Origin of the sequence: Pseudomonas poae RE*1-1-14, assembly GCF_000336465.1 — a bacterium.
In the GTDB taxonomy this organism is placed as follows: Bacteria; Pseudomonadota; Gammaproteobacteria; order Pseudomonadales; family Pseudomonadaceae; genus Aquipseudomonas; species Aquipseudomonas poae.
In genome coordinates, this window is the sequence record NC_020209.1 from 3,929,809 (window position 1) to 3,947,178 (window position 17,370).

At 61.0% G+C, this 17,370-nt stretch carries 16 protein-coding genes; 6 read left to right on the forward strand and 10 right to left on the reverse strand.

The features are described from left to right. Positions 1–54 precede the first annotated feature (54 nt). The gene (gene glyA / locus H045_RS17105; protein ID WP_015372996.1) at positions 55–1,308 is read left to right on the forward strand and encodes a serine hydroxymethyltransferase; all 1,254 of its coding nucleotides are present in this window, start codon (positions 55–57) and stop codon (positions 1,306–1,308) included. Between the two features lie 72 nt (positions 1,309–1,380). Here the strand turns inward: glyA and yjiA are convergent, their stop codons facing one another. The 3 genes from yjiA to H045_RS17120 all read right to left on the reverse strand — a co-directional run bounded on the left by yjiA (position 1,381) and on the right by H045_RS17120 (position 4,806). Next, the gene (gene yjiA / locus H045_RS17110; RefSeq protein WP_015372997.1) at positions 1,381–2,340 is read right to left on the reverse strand and encodes a GTPase; all 960 of its coding nucleotides are present in this window, start codon (positions 2,338–2,340) and stop codon (positions 1,381–1,383) included. Positions 2,341–2,526: 186 nt separating this feature from the next. Then, entirely contained in the window at positions 2,527–2,724 is a 198-nt protein-coding gene (locus H045_RS17115; protein WP_003176208.1) for a YbdD/YjiX family protein, read from the reverse strand. 15 nt (positions 2,725–2,739) lie between these two features. Continuing rightward, the gene (locus H045_RS17120; RefSeq protein WP_003235143.1) at positions 2,740–4,806 is read right to left on the reverse strand and encodes a carbon starvation CstA family protein; all 2,067 of its coding nucleotides are present in this window, start codon (positions 4,804–4,806) and stop codon (positions 2,740–2,742) included. A gap of 170 nt (positions 4,807–4,976) precedes the next feature. Here H045_RS17120 and H045_RS17125 point away from each other — a divergent pair, with 170 nt between their 5' ends. Further along, positions 4,977–5,345, forward strand: a complete 369-nt coding sequence (locus tag H045_RS17125) for a PilZ domain-containing protein (protein ID WP_003235144.1) — start codon at positions 4,977–4,979, stop codon at positions 5,343–5,345. 243 nt (positions 5,346–5,588) lie between these two features. On the opposite strand, the gene radA is transcribed toward H045_RS17125, so the two are convergent. Genes radA through H045_RS17140 form a run of 3 tightly spaced genes read right to left on the reverse strand, consistent with a single transcriptional unit; the run spans position 5,589 to position 9,125 of the window. Further along, positions 5,589–6,956 carry a DNA repair protein RadA gene (gene radA, locus H045_RS17130; protein ID WP_003235145.1) on the reverse strand — a complete coding sequence of 456 codons (1,368 nt, stop codon included), beginning with the start codon at positions 6,954–6,956 and terminating at the stop codon, positions 5,589–5,591. A gap of 35 nt (positions 6,957–6,991) precedes the next feature. Then, positions 6,992–7,531: an ankyrin repeat domain-containing protein gene (locus tag H045_RS17135; RefSeq protein WP_003235146.1), complete on the reverse strand. Its 540-nt coding sequence runs from the start codon at positions 7,529–7,531 to the stop codon at positions 6,992–6,994. A 52-nt stretch (positions 7,532–7,583) separates the two neighbouring features. Beyond that, positions 7,584–9,125 carry a catalase gene (locus H045_RS17140; RefSeq protein ID WP_003235147.1) on the reverse strand — a complete coding sequence of 514 codons (1,542 nt, stop codon included), beginning with the start codon at positions 9,123–9,125 and terminating at the stop codon, positions 7,584–7,586. A gap of 287 nt (positions 9,126–9,412) precedes the next feature. On the opposite strand from H045_RS17140, the gene mscL reads away from it, so the two are divergent. Beyond that, positions 9,413–9,829, forward strand: a complete 417-nt coding sequence (gene mscL, locus H045_RS17145) for a large-conductance mechanosensitive channel protein MscL (protein WP_003235148.1) — start codon at positions 9,413–9,415, stop codon at positions 9,827–9,829. A gap of 44 nt (positions 9,830–9,873) precedes the next feature. Here the strand turns inward: mscL and H045_RS17150 are convergent, their stop codons facing one another. Continuing rightward, positions 9,874–10,650 (reverse strand): ferredoxin--NADP reductase, encoded by a 777-nt coding sequence (locus tag H045_RS17150; protein ID WP_003235149.1) that lies wholly within the window; start codon positions 10,648–10,650, stop codon positions 9,874–9,876. Positions 10,651–11,075: 425 nt separating this feature from the next. Here H045_RS17150 and H045_RS17155 point away from each other — a divergent pair, with 425 nt between their 5' ends. Further along, complete coding sequence (locus tag H045_RS17155) at positions 11,076–11,786, forward strand: helix-turn-helix transcriptional regulator (protein WP_041931527.1); 711 nt, start codon at positions 11,076–11,078, stop codon at positions 11,784–11,786. A 162-nt stretch (positions 11,787–11,948) separates the two neighbouring features. Continuing rightward, positions 11,949–13,073, forward strand: coding sequence for a methyltransferase (locus tag H045_RS17160; RefSeq protein ID WP_015372999.1), 1,125 nt, complete (start codon positions 11,949–11,951; stop codon positions 13,071–13,073). A gap of 69 nt (positions 13,074–13,142) precedes the next feature. Here the strand turns inward: H045_RS17160 and H045_RS24655 are convergent, their stop codons facing one another. The 3 genes from H045_RS24655 to H045_RS17170 are packed head-to-tail and all read right to left on the reverse strand — an operon-like array spanning position 13,143 to position 15,771. Then, positions 13,143–13,310: a DUF2474 domain-containing protein gene (locus H045_RS24655; protein ID WP_003236903.1), complete on the reverse strand. Its 168-nt coding sequence runs from the start codon at positions 13,308–13,310 to the stop codon at positions 13,143–13,145. Positions 13,311–13,322: 12 nt separating this feature from the next. Continuing rightward, positions 13,323–14,330 (reverse strand): cytochrome d ubiquinol oxidase subunit II, encoded by a 1,008-nt coding sequence (gene cydB, locus H045_RS17165; RefSeq protein WP_003236906.1) that lies wholly within the window; start codon positions 14,328–14,330, stop codon positions 13,323–13,325. Between the two features lies 1 nt (position 14,331). After that, the gene (locus tag H045_RS17170) at positions 14,332–15,771 is read right to left on the reverse strand and encodes a cytochrome ubiquinol oxidase subunit I (protein WP_015373000.1); all 1,440 of its coding nucleotides are present in this window, start codon (positions 15,769–15,771) and stop codon (positions 14,332–14,334) included. Positions 15,772–16,089: 318 nt separating this feature from the next. Between H045_RS17170 and H045_RS17175 the strand changes: the two genes are divergently transcribed. Beyond that, positions 16,090–17,331, forward strand: a complete 1,242-nt coding sequence (locus H045_RS17175; protein WP_015373001.1) for an MFS transporter — start codon at positions 16,090–16,092, stop codon at positions 17,329–17,331. The last annotated feature ends 39 nt before the right edge of the window (positions 17,332–17,370 follow it).

A 17,370-nucleotide genomic window follows, 5' to 3' on the forward strand; every position in this document is an offset into this window, starting at 1 on the left:
AACCCATTGGGTTAGAATGCCCTCCTTTTCTGCCCCCGATCCTTGAGGACTGCCATGTTCAGCCGTGATTTGACTATTGCCAAGTACGACGCCGATCTCTTCGCCGCCATGGAGCAAGAAGCCGTGCGCCAGGAAGAGCACATCGAGCTGATCGCTTCGGAAAACTACACCAGCCCTGCGGTGATGGAAGCTCAAGGTTCGGTACTGACCAACAAGTACGCCGAAGGCTATCCGGGCAAGCGCTACTACGGTGGTTGCGAGTACGTCGACGTGGTTGAGCAACTGGCCATTGATCGTGCCAAGGAGCTGTTCGGCGCCGATTACGCCAACGTCCAGCCTCACGCCGGTTCCCAGGCCAACAGCGCGGTGTACCTGGCCCTGCTGCAAGGCGGCGACACCATCCTGGGCATGAGCCTGGCCCACGGCGGTCACCTGACCCACGGCGCCAGCGTGTCCTCCTCCGGCAAGCTGTACAACGCCGTGCAATACGGTATCGACGCCAACGGCTTGATCGACTACGACGAAGTCGAACGCCTGGCCGTTGAGCACAAGCCGAAAATGATCGTGGCCGGCTTCTCTGCCTACTCGCAGATCCTGGATTTCCCACGTTTTCGCGCCATCGCTGACAAAGTCGGCGCCTACCTGTTCGTCGACATGGCCCACGTGGCCGGTCTGGTCGCCGCTGGCGTCTACCCGAACCCGGTACCTTTCGCTGACGTGGTCACCACCACTACCCACAAAACCCTGCGCGGTCCACGGGGCGGCCTGATCCTGGCGCGCGCCAACGCCGAAATCGAAAAGAAGCTGAACTCCGCCGTATTCCCGGGCGCCCAGGGCGGCCCGCTGGAGCACGTGATCGCGGCCAAGGCGATTTGCTTCAAGGAAGCCTTGCAGCCTGAGTTCAAGACCTACCAGCAGCAAGTGGTGAAAAACGCCAAGGCCATGGCTGGCGTGTTCATCGAGCGCGGGTTTGACGTGGTGTCCGGCGGCACTGAAAACCACCTGTTCCTGCTGTCGCTGATCAAGCAGGACATTTCCGGTAAGGACGCTGACGCCGCGCTGGGCAAAGCCTTCATCACCGTGAACAAGAACTCCGTGCCGAACGACCCACGTTCGCCGTTCGTCACCTCCGGCCTGCGCTTCGGTACACCGGCTGTGACCACCCGTGGCTTCAAGGAAGCAGAGTGCAAGGAACTGGCCGGCTGGATCTGCGACATCCTGGCGGACATGAACAACGAAGCAGTGATTGATTCTGTACGTGAGAAGGTTAAGGCCATCTGCAAGAAGCTGCCGGTGTACGGCGCTTGATTGCAGTTGCTTGAACAAGAAGCCCGGCTCTGGAGCCGGGCTTTTTTATGCCTGAAAACACTGTATTTCAATTCAAGATTGATAAACCTTGGCAAAGCCGTCGCGAATTTTCTGCTCCGGGAGCTCATCGGCAATAAACACAATCACGCTCTCGCGCACCTCGCCTTCGACCCACTCGGTATCCCAATCGAAGCCGTACAACTTCAGCACGCCCTGAAACACCATGCGTCGGTCTTCGCCGGCAATGTTCAGAACGCCCTTGTAGCGCAGCAGTTGCTTGCCGTGGTCTTCGAGCAGCTCGTTCATGAACTCACTGAGCCGGTCGATATCCAGCGGCTGATCAGTGCGCAGCACCAGGCTGGAAATACGGTCAATGGACGGCGCCTTGCTCACCGGCCGCAGGCTCATGCCGGCGTTGAGGTTGAAACCGCGTACATCGAGCAACTCGGCCAGGTCGATTTTGCCGTGGTCAACCACCCGAATCGGCGCGCGCCGGTTGATGCGGGTCAGGCGCTCGCTGAGGGCGTCGAACGTGGCGTCGTCCACCAGGTCGCGCTTGCTCACCAGCAGTCGGTCGGCAAAGCCGATCTGCGCCTGGGCGATGGTCTGGGTCAGGTGATGCTCGGCGTGGGCGGCGTCCACCAGGGTGATGATGCCGTCAAGGATGTAGCGCTCACGCAAGTCCTCGTCGATGAAGAAGGTCTGGGCCACCGGCGCGGGGTCGGCAAGGCCCGTGCACTCGATCACCAGGCGGTCGAAGGCGATCTCGCCGCTGTCCAGGCGTTCGAGCAACAGGTAGAGGGCCTTGGTCAGGTCGGTGTGGATGGTGCAGCACACGCAGCCGTTGGACAGGGTCATGACTTGCACCGGCTCGGCGCCCAACAGCTGGGTATCGATGCCGGCATCACTGAATTCGTTTTCGATCACGGCGATTTTAAGGCCGTGTTCGGCCTTGAGTAGATGGCGCAGCAAGGTGGTCTTGCCGGCGCCGAGGAAACCGCTGAGCACGGTGACGGGAATGGGAGAGGACAAAAAATTCTCCTTATTATTGAAGGAACACAGAAACAAATGTGGGAGCAGACCTATGTGGGAGCCGGGCTTGCCCGCGATGCAGGCACCGCGGTGTATCAGCTACACCGCGGTGCTGCTATCGCAGGCAAGCCAGCTCCCACACAAGCCCGCTCCCACACGGGATCACTGCAAGCCTAACTTACCGGGTCAGCAGCACTTGGGCCCACCCTTGCCGCCGTAACGGGCCTCCTGGCGTTCACGAAAGAACGCCTTGTAGTCCATCATCGGCTTGTCCGGGTGTTTGGTTTGCATATGCTCGACGTAGGTGTCGTAGTCGGGCATGCCGACCATCAGGCGCGCGGCCTGACCGAGGTATTTACCGAGGCGACTGATGTCATTGAACATGTTTGCAATCCTCGTTTAGGCGTCTGGTACGGCCTGGAACGGTGCTTCTTTATCCGTACGTTCCTTGTTACCCCAGGCGGCCACGCCAACCTTGAGCGCATAGAACAGGATGCTGAACACCACGAACAGGAACAGCGCCGTCAGCGTTGCGTTGGTATAGGCATTCCAGATCACGTGCTGCATCTGGTCGATGCTCTTGGCCGGTGCGAGGATCTGACCGTTGGCCAGGGCATCGCTGTATTTCTTGGCCAGGGACAGGAAACCGATCGCAGGGTTGGCGTCGAACAGCTTGATAAAGCCCGCCGTGGTGGTGCAGATCAGCAGCCACACCGCCGGCAGCATGGTCACCCAGATGTAGCGCTGGCGCTTCATTTTGATCAGCACCACCGTCGCCAGCATCAGCGCGATACCCGCGAGCATCTGGTTGGAGATGCCGAACAGCGGCCACAAGGTGTTGATGCCACCCAGCGGGTCGATCACGCCCTGGTACAGCAGGTAGCCCCACATCGCCACGCAGCCTGCGGTGGCAATCAGGTTGGCGGTCCAGGACTCGGTGCGTTTAAGCGCCGGCACGAAGGAGCCCAGCAGGTCCTGCAGCATGAAGCGCCCGGCACGGGTGCCGGCGTCCACTGCGGTCAGGATGAACAGTGCTTCGAACAGGATCGCAAAGTGGTACCAGAACGCCATGGTGTTTTCACCCGGCAGCACACTGTGCAGGATCTGCGCGATCCCCACGGCCAGGGTCGGTGCACCGCCGGCACGCGCCAGGATGGTGGTTTCACCGATGTCATGGGCCACGGCCGACAGCGCTTCGGGGGTGATTGCAAACCCCCAACTGCTGACGGTCTGCGCCACGGTCACCACGTCGGTGCCGACAATCGCGGCCGGGCTGTTCATGGCGAAGTACACACCCGGCTCGATCACCGAAGCGGCGACCATCGCCATGATGGCCACGAACGACTCCATCAGCATGCCGCCGTACCCGATGTAACGGGCGTGACTTTCACTGGCGAGCAGCTTGGGCGTGGTGCCCGAGGAGATCAGCGCGTGGAACCCCGAAACCGCGCCACAGGCGATGGTGATGAACAGGAACGGGAACAGGCCGCCCTTCCACACCGGGCCGGTGCCGTCGATGAACTGGGTGAGTGCCGGCATTTTCAGGTCGGGCATGGTCACCAGGATGCCGATTGCCAGCGCAATGATGGTGCCGATCTTGAGGAAGGTGGACAGGTAGTCACGCGGTGCGAGAATCAGCCACACCGGCAGTACCGCTGCGACGAAACCGTAGCCGATCAGCATCCAGGTGATCTGGATACCGGTGAACGTAAAGGCCTTGGCCCAGACCGGGTCGGCGGCAATCTGCCCGCCCAGCCAGATCGAACCGAGCAGCAGCACCACGCCGATGATCGAAATTTCACCGATGCGACCGGGGCGGATGTAACGCATGTAGATGCCCATGAACATCGCAATCGGGATGGTCGCCATCACCGTGAAGATGCCCCACGGGCTCTCGGCCAGGGCCTTGACCACGATCAGCGCCAGCACCGCCAGGATGATGATCATGATCAGGAAGCAGCCGAACAGCGCGATGGTGCCGGGAATGCGGCCCATCTCCTCGCGCACCATGTCGCCCAGGGAGCGGCCGTTACGGCGGGTGGACAGGAACAGGACCATGAAGTCCTGCACTGCACCTGCCAGCACCACGCCGGCAATCAGCCACAACGTGCCGGGCAGGTAGCCCATCTGCGCCGCCAGTACCGGACCGACCAGCGGGCCTGCACCGGCAATCGCCGCAAAGTGGTGGCCGAACAGGATGTGTTTGTTGGTCGGCACATAGTCCAGACCATCGTTGTTGACCACTGCGGGCGTGGCCCGACGCGGGTCGAGTTGCATCACGTTGTTAGCGATGAACAGACTGTAGTAACGGTACGCAACCAGATAGATGGCCACGGCTGCGACCACAATCCACAAGGCGTTGATCGCCTCGCCACGGCGCAAGGCCACTACGCCCAGGGCGCATGCTCCTACAACTGCCAGCACCAGCCAGGGCAGGTGGCGTAGCAGGCTATTATTATTTTTCATTTTTATATTCCAGCCAGGGTGGACAGAAAGACAGCCATCCGGAGTTTAGCGCTCCTTGCCTTAAAGGCCACCCCCCACGTTGGTCTAGAGCCTTGCGATGGCAAAAAAGCAGAAATACCCGCCCAATGATAGCGGGGGCTACAATCTCCGCATTCACAGAGAGTTTAACCATGACCGAGCACGCCTCCGACCGCCGCCGCTTTCGCCGAATCGCGTTTGACGCCAGGACTGAACTTCAGCAAAACGGGCAGGAATGGCCGGTGCAACTGGTGGATTTATCGCTCAAGGGCCTGCTGATACAGCGCCCGACGCCCTGGCTTGGCAATGGCGCTGACCCCTTTGACGTGGACATCCATCTGGATGCCGAGACCGACGTGCGCATGCAGGTCCGGCTGACCCATGACGATCACGGCCAATTGGGGTTTGTGTGCGAACACATCGACCTGGACTCGATCAGCCATTTGCGGCGGTTGATCGAGCTGAACCTTGGGGACGAAGAAGAACTGCACCGAGAGCTGGCCGCCCTGCTGGAGCTCTAGCAACCGACACGCATCAATTGTGCTTGTTGTGGCGAGCAGGCTTGTCCTGCGTTGGGCTGCGCAGCAGCCCCACAACCAGGCGCTGAGCCGTATCAGGTACACCGCGCTTTGCTGGATTGGGGGCGCTTCGCACCCCAACGCGGGGCAAGCCCGCTCGCCACAATAAGCCCACACATTTTCCTTAACTGAACGGCATCAGGGCTTGCCACAGGGACGGTGTCGCCTCGCTGGTCTTACAGTGGGTTATTCGAACAGTGCATCCAGCGCCTGCTCCAGGCGTGTCACCCCGATAATCTGTATGCCCGGCGGCGATTCCTTCGGTGCATTGCCCTTGGGCACAATCGCCCGCTTGAAGCCATGCTTGGCCGCTTCCTTCAAGCGCTCCTGTCCACTGGGCACCGGCCGTACTTCGCCCGACAGGCCCACCTCGCCAAACACCAGCAGGTCATGGGGCAATGGCCGATTGCGCAGGCTGGACATCACTGCGGCCATCAAGGCCAGGTCGGAGGCGGTCTCCAGTACCTTGACCCCGCCCACCACATTGAGGAACACGTCCTGGTCGTGGGTGGGAATGCCGCCGTGGCGGTGCAGTACCGCCAGCAGCATTGCCAGGCGATTCTGGTCCAGACCGAGGGTGACGCGGCGCGGGTTGGCCAAGTGGCTGTCGTCTACCAGCGCCTGCACTTCCACCAGCATCGGCCGGGTGCCTTCCCAGGTTGCCATGACCACGCTGCCCGGGACTTCTTCCTGGGCGCGCGTGAGAAAAATCGCCGAGGGATTGGAGACTTCCTTGAGCCCCCGGTCCGTCATGGCGAACACGCCCAATTCGTTGACGGCGCCGAAACGGTTCTTCACCGCGCGCAGCAGGCGCAGGCGGCCATCGGACTCACCTTCGAAATACAGCACGGTGTCGACCATATGTTCCAACACCCGCGGCCCGGCCAATGCGCCCTCCTTGGTCACATGGCCCACCAGGAAAATCGCCGTGCCGCTCTGCTTGGCATAGCGCACCAGCAGCGCCGCGCTCTCGCGCACCTGGGACACGCCGCCCGGCGCCGATTGCAGTTGTTCGGTGAAAATCGTCTGGATCGAGTCGATCACCATCACCTTGGGTTTTTCGATGCGGGCGGTGGCGATGATGCTTTCGATGCAGGTTTCGGTCATCACCCGCAGTTGATCCTGCGGCAGGCCCAGGCGGCGGGCGCGCATGGCGACCTGCTGCTGGGATTCCTCCCCGGTGACGTACAGCGCCGGCATGCGGCTGGCGATGCTGCACAGGGTTTGCAGCAGGATCGTCGATTTACCGATGCCCGGGTCGCCGCCGATCAGCACCACCGAGCCGTCCACCAGCCCGCCGCCGAGGACGCGGTCGAGCTCACCGGAGGCGGTGGAGAAACGCGGAATCTCTTCGACGCTCACTTCGGCCAGGGTCTTGATCTGCGCCTGTTGCCCGGTCCAGCCAGCCCGACCGGTGGGGGCCGCAGCGCCGCCGCTCTCGATCATGGTTTCCGTGAGGGTGTTCCACGCCCCGCACTCGGTGCACTGGCCGGCCCACTTGGGAAAGGTCGCGCCGCACTCGGTGCAGCCGTACATGCGCTTGGCCTTTGCCATTTGAGAACCTCCAACCGAAAAACCGCGATGATAGCTCAGCGCGACGCCGGGGTCCGGATTTCGCCGCTGGCCAAACGTGCCGCACTGTTGCCGACCGGGTCTTGCGCGTTGAGATCGGCGCCCTTGGCCTTGAGTTCATCGAGCAGTTCGACCCGTTTGAACAACCCGGCGTACATTGCTGCCGTCTGCCCGGCGCCATTGCGCTGGTCGGGGTTACAGTCGGTGGCCAGCAGCCGCTGCGCGATTTTAAGCTCGCCCTTGAAGATTGCCCCCATCAGCGCGGTGTTGCCGCGCTTGTCCTGCACGCACGCATCGGCACCGGCCGCCAGCAGGCGATCAACGTAGGCGCTTTCACCGTGATAGGCGGCCAGGATCAGCGCGGTGTAGCCCTTGTCGTCCTGGGTATTGAGCGCGTAGCCCGACTCGATGAAAGTATTGAGCATGTCGAGGTCGCCACGGCGGGCGGCGTCGAAGTAATAGTCCTGAAGCTGCGCCTTGAGCGCGACCGGGTCGGGCGATTCGGCATGGGCGCCAAAGGCCAGCATGGCAATCAGTAATCCGATGGAAATACGCATGGTGTTCTCCAAAGGGTCGGCGCCCTGTAGCGCGCCGACCACAGCCTGCGGGTCAGTCTTTGAGTTTTTCGGCCAGCGCTTTCACACGAGCCAGGTCACCCTTGGCGACCTTGGTCACGCCGGTGCCGTACTCCGGGTCTGCCTTGTAGAGGAACGACAGGATGATGTGCTTGCTCTCGTCATCGGTAGTGGCCAGCGAGCCGCCGAAGTTGTCGATCAGGTCCTGGCGCTCTTTGGGGGTGTAGGAGCGGTACAGGTCGCCGGCCTGCTTGAAGTTCTGCTCGCGCTGGATCTTCGCCTGCTGGGTGCTGCCGGTGAGGGCCGACTGGCTGTAACGCGCGGCTTGCGGCTCTTCGCGATTTTCCAGGCGGCTTGGCTGGTAATTCACGCCGCTGGTGGTTTTGCCGCTGTTGAGCGTGCCGTCCTGGTTACCGTTGTTGACGGTCACCCGTGGCGCGTTGATCGGCAGTTGCAGGGCGTTGGCGCCCAGACGGTACATCTGGGTATCGGCATAGGAGAACACCCGGCCTTGCAGCAGACGGTCCTCCGAAGGCTCGATGCCCGGTACCAGGTTGGCCGGGGCCATGGCCACCTGCTCGGTTTCCTGGAAGACGTTCGCCGGGTTGCGGTTGAGCACCATTTGCCCGACTTTGCGCTCGGGTACGTTTGGCCAGATCTTGGTGGCATCCAGCGGGTCGAAATCGAACTTGGCCAAGTCTTCAGGCTTGAGCACTTGCACGTACAAGTCCCACTTGGGGAAATCGCCCTTGTTGATATGAGTGACCAGGTCATTGGTCATATGGCTGTAGTCACGCCCCTGCACATCGGTAACTTGCTTGGGATCAAGGTTCTTGATGCCTTGCAGGCTCTTCCAGTGGAACTTGACGTAGTGCACTTCGCCTTTGGCGTTAATCAGTTTGTAGGCATGTACGCCGTTGCCGTCCATTTCGCGGTAACTGGCCGGAGTCCCCGAGTCGGAGTACAACTCGGTCAATGTACGGGTGGACTCGGGTACATGGGAGAAGAAGTCGAAACGACGGGAGTCGTCATCCAGGTTGGTACGCGGGTCGGGCTTGAATGCGTGGACCATGTCCGGGAACTTGATGGCGTCGCGAATAAAGAACGTGGGGAAGTTATTCCCGACCAGGTCCCAGTTGCCTTCGGCGGTATAGAACTTGGTGGCGAAGCCGCGTGGGTCACGCAGGGTTTCCGGCGAGTGGTTGCCATGCACCACGGCCGAGAAACGCACGAAGACCGGCGTGGCTTCGCCGGCGGCGAATACCTTGGCTTTGGTCAGGTCGCTGAGGTTGTCGGTGACAGTGAAGGTGCCGTGGGCGCCAGTGCCCCGCGCGTGCACTACCCGCTCCGGAATGCGTTCGCGGTCAAAGCGCTGCAGCTTCTGGATCAGTTGCACGTCCTGCAGCAGCACCGGGCCATTGGGGCCAGCGGTCTGGGAGTTCTGGTTGTCGCCCACGGCGGCACCATTGTCACGGGTGAGGTTAGCGGCCTGTACGGACAGCGAGAGCAGGCTGGCGGTAGCCAGCAGCAACGCATGTCGCGCGAATAGGGGCCCACGGTTCGTTGAATTATTCATCGAGGTTTCCTCTGGTTTTTTTAACGCACATTCAGTTGTGCTTGCCAGAGGCTAGTGACCCGCGAGTCAGAAGATAAATAGAAAAAGCCCACCAGGACGATTGAGAAATTATTCTCGCAACCCCGTCAAATAGCGCGTATTTCGCGCGCGATTGGTGGCACTTTGCAAACTATTTGCGATTTGGTGTGTCGATAAAACTTCGCAGTGTTAATAGTTGTGTCGGGCAAGCCCGCTATGACTGCCTTACACTGAGCCCCACCCTTCTCATGTGTAACAAGGAATAACCTATGAGCGTGATCAGTGAATTCAAGGCCTTCGCGGTCAAAGGTAACGTGGTCGACATGGCTGTCGGTATCATCATCGGTGCCGCCTTCGGCAAAATCGTGTCCTCATTCGTGGGCGACGTGGTGATGCCTCCCCTGGGCCTGTTGATCGGCGGCGTGGACTTCGCCGACCTGGCGGTAACGCTCAAGGCCGCCCAGGGCGATGCACCGGCCGTGGTGCTGGCCTACGGCAAGTTTATCCAGAGCGTGGTCGACTTCCTCATCGTCGCGTTTGCGATCTTCATGGGCGTGAAGGTCATCAACCGCCTCAAGCGTGAAGAAGCCAAGGCCCCCAGCCTGCCACCGGTGCCGACCAAAGAAGAAGTGCTGCTGGGTGAGATCCGCGATCTGCTCAAGGCGCAGAACGACAAGCCGCTGTAAACCAAACGTTTTCGCAAAAAGAGGCGCCTGCGGGCGCCTTTTGTTTACCAGTAGTTTTCCACCGCCACCTGTCCGGGGCGCCGGCTCAGACTCAACTGCAGGTCGCGCTGTTTGAGCAACTGACGCGTGTCATCGACCATCTGCGGGTTGCCGCAGATCAGCACGCGAGAGTGTTCAGGCGTGAGCGCGACGCCGGCGGCGCGTTCCAGTTCGCCGTTCTCGATCAGGGTGGTAATGCGCCCATTCAGCGCGCCAGGATGTTGCTCGCGGGTGACGATGGGTACGTAGGTGAGCTTGTGCGCGAACTCGGCCAGGTACTCGCGTTCGCCCAGCTCCCGGATCAGCGATTGATACGCCAACTCCCTGGCCTCGCGAGCGCTGTACACCAGGACGATGCGCTCGAATTTTTCCCACACCTCAAAATCCTGCAGGATCGACAGGAACGGCGCCACGCCAGTCCCGGTGCCCAGCAGCCATAAGTCGCGCCCATCCACGAAGCGGTTCAGGGTCAGGTAGCCCGTGGCCTGGCGCTCCACCATCAAGGTATCGCCCACCTTCAAGCGGCTTAGCTCACTGGTGAACTCGCCGCCAGGAACCACGATGGAGAAGAAGTCGAGGTGCTCGTCAAATGGCGAAGACACGATGGAATAGGCGCGCCACACGGTGCTGCCATCCGCCTTGGTCACGCCCAGGCGCACGAACTGGCCTGCGGTGAACCGCAAGCCGGCGTCGCGGGTGGTGCGCAGGGTAAACAGGCTGGGGGTCAGCGATTGCACATCGAGCAAGGTCTGGCGGGTAAATTTCTCAGCACTGGCCGTCATGGGGGGCTCCGTTCTACAGGTACCCTAGTGTCCCTCAAACCTTGGCGGGTAAACACCGTTGGTTTGTACTGGCATTGCCACTGTCTGCCACCGCGCAGCTTTGCGATGAAGCATTCTTTGTTAATTTTTTGATACACTTGCTTACCATCGCGCACTTATAACGCTCACTGAACATTTCGCTATTACGCCGCCTCCAGCCCCGCCATTAATTAGCGGCAACCTGTAAGTAGAGAGCCTGAAAATCAACTACTTAATCATTTAAGTTATACAAAACCATGGCATCCGTACAAAAAAATTAAAGATATAATCTGACATTAAAAAAAGATTTTTCGTTCAATTCTGCAAGCCATGTCCTACACTGTTTTCGTGCCGTATTGGGAGCCAGGACGTACCCAAGTCACATCAAAACTCATGGAGCGTTCCCGATGGTTAACTGGCGAAACACGAGGCTTTCCAAGCTGGAAGGCGAGAACAAGATCACCACTGTTTATGAGATGGTGCTTAATCAGACTTACGAGCTCGGATTTGAATACTGTTCGTTTACAATGAGCTCACAACAACCAACCAACCAAACGAAACCCATCAACTTAAATAACTATCCAAATGAATGGATTAGTACTTATAAACAAGCACACTTCTTTGATGTTGATCCAATAGTCGCTCATTGCAAACGCAGTGTATTGCCTATTGTATGGGAGGAAAAAACCTTCGCTGCCACCCCTGATTTGTGGACATTGGCCAAGTCGTTTGGCGTGCATCTGGGATGGACCCAGGCGGTGCATGATTTCCAGGGCGTGTTCAGCATGCTGACCCTGGGCCGCAGCAAGGGCGAGGTCAGCCCGGAAGAGCTGTACGAAAAAGCCGGGCAGGTGCTCTGGATGTGTCACGCGATGCACGCGGTAGTCGCGCAGAAGTTCGCCGACAGCCCCGGCATCAGCGCCCCCTGCAAACTGACGCCACGGGAAACGGAAATCCTGCGCTGGTCGGCCATGGACAAGACAGCGTCCGAGATCGCCACCATCCTGTGTTTGGCTGAGCGCACGGTGGGTTTTCATATCAGCAGTTGCCTGAAGAAGCTGGGCGTCAACAGCAAGATCGCCGCCGTGCTCTGCGCGTCCAAGGCCGGTCTGTTTTGACCGCTGCCAAACACCGCATGTAATCCCATCGAAAAAAAAGTAACATTTGCGGCCGAATCTGAGCGTTGATGCAGCCCCGAGGGTCCGCCTCGCAGTTCGCTCAGATGGTTGAGGCAGGTCTTCCCGCCCAACGCCCATCGATGACCCAGAGTTTCCCCGGCCATGCCCCTGCTCGACAGCCCCTTCGCCCAGCTCGACCTGATTCGCCAGCCAGAACAACACAATGACCCGCTGCAGGCATTCGATGCGGCCGACGAGTACCTGCTCAGCCACCTGGCCGCGCAGCAACCGACGTCGGCCACCCGGGTGCTGGTGCTCAACGACAGTTTCGGCGCGTTGGCGGCCAGCCTGGAGGGCCGGGTGCAGGTGACCTCCAGCGGTGACTCGTTCCTGGCCGCGCAGGGTCTGGAAAAAAATCTTGTGCGCAACGCCAGGGCATTCGATGCCGTGCCGTTTGTGCCAGCCAGCCAGGTGCCCGCAGGGCCGTTCGACCGGGTGCTGGTGCGTGTGCCCAAAACCCTGGCATTGCTTGAAGAACAGCTGATCCGCCTGCAAGGCCAGCTGGCGCCGGGCGCCGAGGTGATTGCCGGGGCGATGGTCAAGCACTTGCCACGGGCGGCCGGCGAATTGCTCGAGCGCTATATCGGGCCGATGCAGGCATCGCTGGCGGTGAAAAAGGCTCGCTTGCTGATCGCCACCGTGGAAGATCGCCCGGCAGCCGTGTCGCCCTACCCTAGCCGCTACACCCTGGACACCCCCGCCATCACGCTGCTCAACCACGCCAACGTGTTTTGCCGCGAAGGCCTCGACATCGGTACCCGCGCCTTCCTCCCCCACTTGCCGACCAACCTGGGCAGCGCACGCGTGGCCGACCTCGGTTGCGGCAACGGCGTATTGGCCATCGCCAGCGCGCTGCACAACCCCGAGGCGCAGTACACCCTGGTGGATGAGTCCTATATGGCCGTTCAATCGGCCGGCGAGAACTGGCGCGCGGCGCTCGGTGCCCGTGACATCATCCTGCGCGCAGGTGACGGCCTGGCCGGTCAGGAGGCGCAATCGCTGGACGTGGTGCTGTGCAACCCGCCTTTCCACCAGCAACAGGTGGTGGGTGACTTTCTCGCCTGGCGCATGTTCCAGCAGGCCCGGGAAGCCTTGGTGGTCGGCGGCGCGCTGTATATCGTCGGCAACCGCCACCTGGGCTACCACAGCAAATTGGCGCGCCTGTTCAGGGGCGTCGAGCAAATCGCCGCCACGCCCAAGTTCGTCATCCTCAAAGCGCGCAAATAAAAAAAAGCCCTGCCCTTCCAGAGGAAGAGCAGGGCTTGAAAACCGGGCCGCGAAGCCCGGACAGGGATGTCAGTGGGTGGTCAGGCCCGCCGCGTTCATGAACATGCGCATCAGGCTGGCCATCACGAACAGGGCCAGCACGCTGCCGGTCCAGATCATCGCCAGCCAGCCCAGACGCCGCCACAGTGGCTGTTTCTCGGCCTGTTCGATTTCGTGCAACGAAGGTTTGCCGGACATCGTGCGACCCTCCTAGTGATAGCCGTCTTCGTGGGTGACCTTGCCGCGGAACACGTAATAGCTCCAGAAGGTGTACCCCAGGATGAACGGGATGATGAATAACGTGCCGACCAGCATGAAGCCCTGGCTCTGCGGCGGCGCGGCGGCATCCCAGATCGAGACCGATGGCGGGATGATGTTCGGCCACAGGCTGATACCCAGGCCGCTGTAGCCGAGGAAGATCAGCACCAGCGTCAGCAGGAACGGCGTGTAATGCGCCTGGCGCGCCACCGCGCGGATCAGCCCGTACATCGTCACCAGCACCAGAATCGGCACCGGCAGGAACCAGAACAGGTTCGGCAGGGTGAACCAGCGCGATGCGATGTCGCCGTGCGCCAGCGGCGTCCACAGGCTGACGATGCCCATCACCGCCAGCACCACGAAGGCCAGGGGCCGCGCCAGCCGGTGCATCTGCGCCTGCAACTTGCCTTCGGTCTTCATGATCAGCCAGGTGCAGCCGAGCAATGCATAGGCGAATATCAGTGCCACACCGCAAAACAGGGTGAACGGGGTGAACCAGTCCAGTGAGCCGCCGGCGAACTGACGGTTGACCACCGGGAAGCCATCGATAAACGCCCCCAGCGCCACGCCCTGAAAGAACGTTGCCGCGATCGAGCCGCCAATGAACGCCTTGTCCCACAGGTGGCGCTTGTGGTCCTTGGCCTTGAAGCGAAACTCGAAGGCGACGCCGCGAAAGATCAGCCCGATCAGCATCAGGATCAACGGCAGGTACAGTGCCGACAGCACCACCGAATAGGCCAGCGGGAACGCGCCGAACAACGCTGCGCCGCCGAGCACCAGCCAGGTTTCGTTGCCGTCCCACACCGGCGCGACAGTGTTCATCATCACGTCACGGTCGACCTTGCCCGGAATAAACGGAAAGAGGATGCCGATACCCAGGTCGAAGCCGTCCATCACCACGTACATCATGATGCCGAAGATAATGATCACGGCCCAGATCAGCGAAAGATCGATACCCATCTCATTGCTCCTTGTGCTGGAGGTGGTCGTGGTCGTTCTCGCTGCCATCGTCAGCCGCCGACAGCGGACGCGCCGGTGTGCGTTTCTGGCCAGGGCCGCCGTGGGTCGGTTCGGTGCTTTCGTGGGTGACCGGGCCTTTGCGCACCAGGCGCATCATGTAGCCCAGGCCCGCGCCGAACAGCGCGAAGTACACCACCACGAACAGCACCAGGGTGATGGTCATCTGCACCAGGCTGTGCCCGGAGGACGCATCCGCCGTGCGCATCAGCCCGTAGACCACCCACGGCTGACGGCCGATTTCGGTGGTGAACCAGCCGGCGAGGATCGCGATCAGGCCGGACGGCCCCATCCACAGCGCCAGATAGAGAAACGGCCGGAACGTGTACATCCGGTCGCCACGGCGCAGCCACAGACTGAACAGCCCGGTAAAAATCATCAGCAAGCCCAGGCCGACCATGACCCGGAACGACCAGAACACCACGGTCGAGTTGGGGCGGTCTTCAGGCGCAAACTCCTTGAGCGCCGGCACCTGTTTGTCCAGCGAGTGGGTCAGGATCAGGCTGCCCATATACGGAATTTCCACCGCGTATTTGGTTTTTTCAGCCTTCATGTCCGGCCAGCCGAACAAGATCAGCGGGGTCGGCTCATTGCCTTTGTTTTCCCAGTGACCTTCGATGGCCGCGATTTTCGCCGGCTGGTGCTCCAGGGTATTGAGGCCATGAAAGTCACCGATCACCGCCTGGATAGGCGCGACGATCAGCGCCATCCACATCGCCATCGAGAGCATCTTGCGGATCGCCGGGTTGTCCCTGCCGCGCAGCAGGTGCCAGGCCGCCGAGGAACCGACGAAGAACGCCGTCGCCACGAACGCCGCCGTGGCCATGTGCGCCAGGCGATAGGGAAACGAGGGGTTGAAGACCACGGCGAACCAGTCGGTCGGGATCACGCGGCCATCGATGATTTCAAAGCCCTGGGGCGTCTGCATCCAGCTGTTGGACGACAGGATCCAGAACGTCGAAATCAGCGTCCCCACGGCCACCATCACCGTGGAAAAGAAGTGCAGGTTGCGCCCCACCTTGTTCCAGCCGAACAGCATCACGCCGAGGAACCCGGCCTCGAGGAAGAAGGCCGTGAGCACTTCATAGGTCAGCAACGGGCCGGTGACGGCGCCGGCGAAGTCCGAGAAGCGGCTCCAGTTGGTGCCGAACTGGTAGGCCATGACCAGGCCCGAGACCACGCCCATGCCGAAGTTGACGGCGAAGATCTTCGACCAGAAGTGGTAGAGATCACGGTAGGTGTCGTTGCGGGTCTTGAGCCACAAGCCTTCCAGCACCGCGAGGTAACTGGCCAGACCAATGGTGATGGCCGGGAACAGGATGTGGAACGAGATGGTGAACGCGAACTGGATTCGGGCGAGATCGAGCGCCTCCAAACCGAACATAAGTTTTCCTCTGTCAGGTAATACCGGCTGCGGGCAGGCGCCTGCACCCAATGCCCCCACGGATATGGAGTGTGGCGAATTTCAATTCGTTTCTTTTTTTACCAGCCACGTAGGGATTCTGGCCTTGCGGCCGCCAGACCCAATCCCGACGCGGGGTTTGATCTGGATCAAGCATTGATCAAAGAGTAGTCCCATTTTGTGTCAGTGGCCGTGTGGTCGATTGACGCGTGACAGGCTGCCTCACTGCCGTTCTTGCAACTATTTGTTACAGCTTGATGATAATCTCACCCTTCCCTCAATCCCCGGCCAGTCCATTCGATGCCCAGTGAACCCGCGCTGCTATTACGCCATCATCGCCCCTTCATCGCGTTCTGGCTGGCAAGGATCTTTACCGCCAGCGGCTTTCAGATGCTCACCGTGGCCATCGGCTGGAACCTCTACCAACTCACCGGCAATGTGCTCGACCTGGGCCTGGTCGGTCTGGTGGAGTTCGTGCCGCGTGTGCTGTTCATGCTGCACACCGGACATGTGGCCGATCGTTATGAGCGGCGCAGGGTCGCGGCCATCTGCCAGACCGTGCAGGCCCTTATCGCGCTGTCCTTGGCCATCGGCGGTCTGACCGGCCATGTGACCCGCGAGATGATCTTTATCCTCGCCTTCCTGCTCGGCGCGGCTCGCTCCTTTGAACAGCCCACCACCCAGGCGCTGTTGCCGAGTATCGTGCCGAGCACGTTGTTTCCACGGGCGGTGGCCTCGTCGCAGTCGGCCCAGCAACTGGCCACCATCGTCGCCCCGGCGCTCGGCGGTCTGCTTTACGCGTTCGGCAGCGTTTGGGTGTATGGCCCCACCGTGGTGCTGTATCTCATTGCCTGCGTACTGATGCTCAACCTGCCCGCCCGCCAGACGCCGCTGAACAAAGGCAAGGCCACGCTGGACTCGTTGCTGGCCGGCATCCGCTTTATCCGTAGCCGCCCGGACATTCTCGGCGCGATCTCCCTCGACCTGTTCGCCGTACTGCTGGGCGGCGCCACCGCGTTGCTGCCAGTGTTCGCCAAGGACATTTTGCTGACCGGTCCCTGGGGCCTGGGTCTGCTGCGCTCGGCACCGGCCGTGGGCGCGCTGTTGATGTCACTGTGGCTGGCGCGGTTCTCAGTCGACCGCAAGGTGGGCCGTGTGATGTTTACCGCCGTCGGTGTGTTTGGCGTGGCGACTATCGCCTTCGGTCTGTCCACCTCGTTCTGGTTTTCCCTGGCAGTGCTGGTGGTGCTGGGCGCGGCGGACATGATCAGCATGGTCATTCGCGCGTCGTTCGTGCAGCTGGAAACCCCGGATAAAATGCGCGGACGCGTCAGCGCGGTCAACGGCCTGTTTATCGGGGCGTCGAATCAGCTGGGCGAATTTGAATCGGGCATTACCGCCCACTGGTTCGGCACCGTGCCCGCCGTGGTGATGGGCGGCGTGGGTACGCTGATCGTGACGGGCGTGTGGATCAAGCTGTTCCCGACCCTGGCGAATCGGGACCGAATGCATGTGCCCGTGGAAGAAAAATCCTCCGCCTGACCCACTCAGGCAAAGCAGGGAGCGAGCTTATTGTGGCGA

What these genes read in the sequence shown, in the direction of transcription:
- glyA (WP_015372996.1), top strand. Translation starts at nt 55, where the DNA reads ATGTTCAGCCGTGATTTGACTATTGCCAAGTACGACGCCGATCTCTTC.
- H045_RS17115 (WP_003176208.1), bottom strand. Translation starts at nt 2,724, where the DNA reads ATGTTCAATGACATCAGTCGCCTCGGTAAATACCTCGGTCAGGCCGCG.
- H045_RS17120 (WP_003235143.1), bottom strand. Translation starts at nt 4,806, where the DNA reads ATGAAAAATAATAATAGCCTGCTACGCCACCTGCCCTGGCTGGTGCTG.
- H045_RS17125 (WP_003235144.1), top strand. Translation starts at nt 4,977, where the DNA reads ATGACCGAGCACGCCTCCGACCGCCGCCGCTTTCGCCGAATCGCGTTT.
- radA (WP_003235145.1), bottom strand. Translation starts at nt 6,956, where the DNA reads ATGGCAAAGGCCAAGCGCATGTACGGCTGCACCGAGTGCGGCGCGACC.
- H045_RS17135 (WP_003235146.1), bottom strand. Translation starts at nt 7,531, where the DNA reads ATGCGTATTTCCATCGGATTACTGATTGCCATGCTGGCCTTTGGCGCC.
- H045_RS17140 (WP_003235147.1), bottom strand. Translation starts at nt 9,125, where the DNA reads ATGAATAATTCAACGAACCGTGGGCCCCTATTCGCGCGACATGCGTTG.
- mscL (WP_003235148.1), top strand. Translation starts at nt 9,413, where the DNA reads ATGAGCGTGATCAGTGAATTCAAGGCCTTCGCGGTCAAAGGTAACGTG.
- H045_RS17150 (WP_003235149.1), bottom strand. Translation starts at nt 10,650, where the DNA reads ATGACGGCCAGTGCTGAGAAATTTACCCGCCAGACCTTGCTCGATGTG.
- H045_RS17155 (WP_041931527.1), top strand. Translation starts at nt 11,076, where the DNA reads ATGGTTAACTGGCGAAACACGAGGCTTTCCAAGCTGGAAGGCGAGAAC.
- H045_RS17160 (WP_015372999.1), top strand. Translation starts at nt 11,949, where the DNA reads ATGCCCCTGCTCGACAGCCCCTTCGCCCAGCTCGACCTGATTCGCCAG.
- H045_RS24655 (WP_003236903.1), bottom strand. Translation starts at nt 13,310, where the DNA reads ATGTCCGGCAAACCTTCGTTGCACGAAATCGAACAGGCCGAGAAACAG.
- cydB (WP_003236906.1), bottom strand. Translation starts at nt 14,330, where the DNA reads ATGGGTATCGATCTTTCGCTGATCTGGGCCGTGATCATTATCTTCGGC.
- H045_RS17170 (WP_015373000.1), bottom strand. Translation starts at nt 15,771, where the DNA reads ATGTTCGGTTTGGAGGCGCTCGATCTCGCCCGAATCCAGTTCGCGTTC.
- H045_RS17175 (WP_015373001.1), top strand. Translation starts at nt 16,090, where the DNA reads ATGCCCAGTGAACCCGCGCTGCTATTACGCCATCATCGCCCCTTCATC.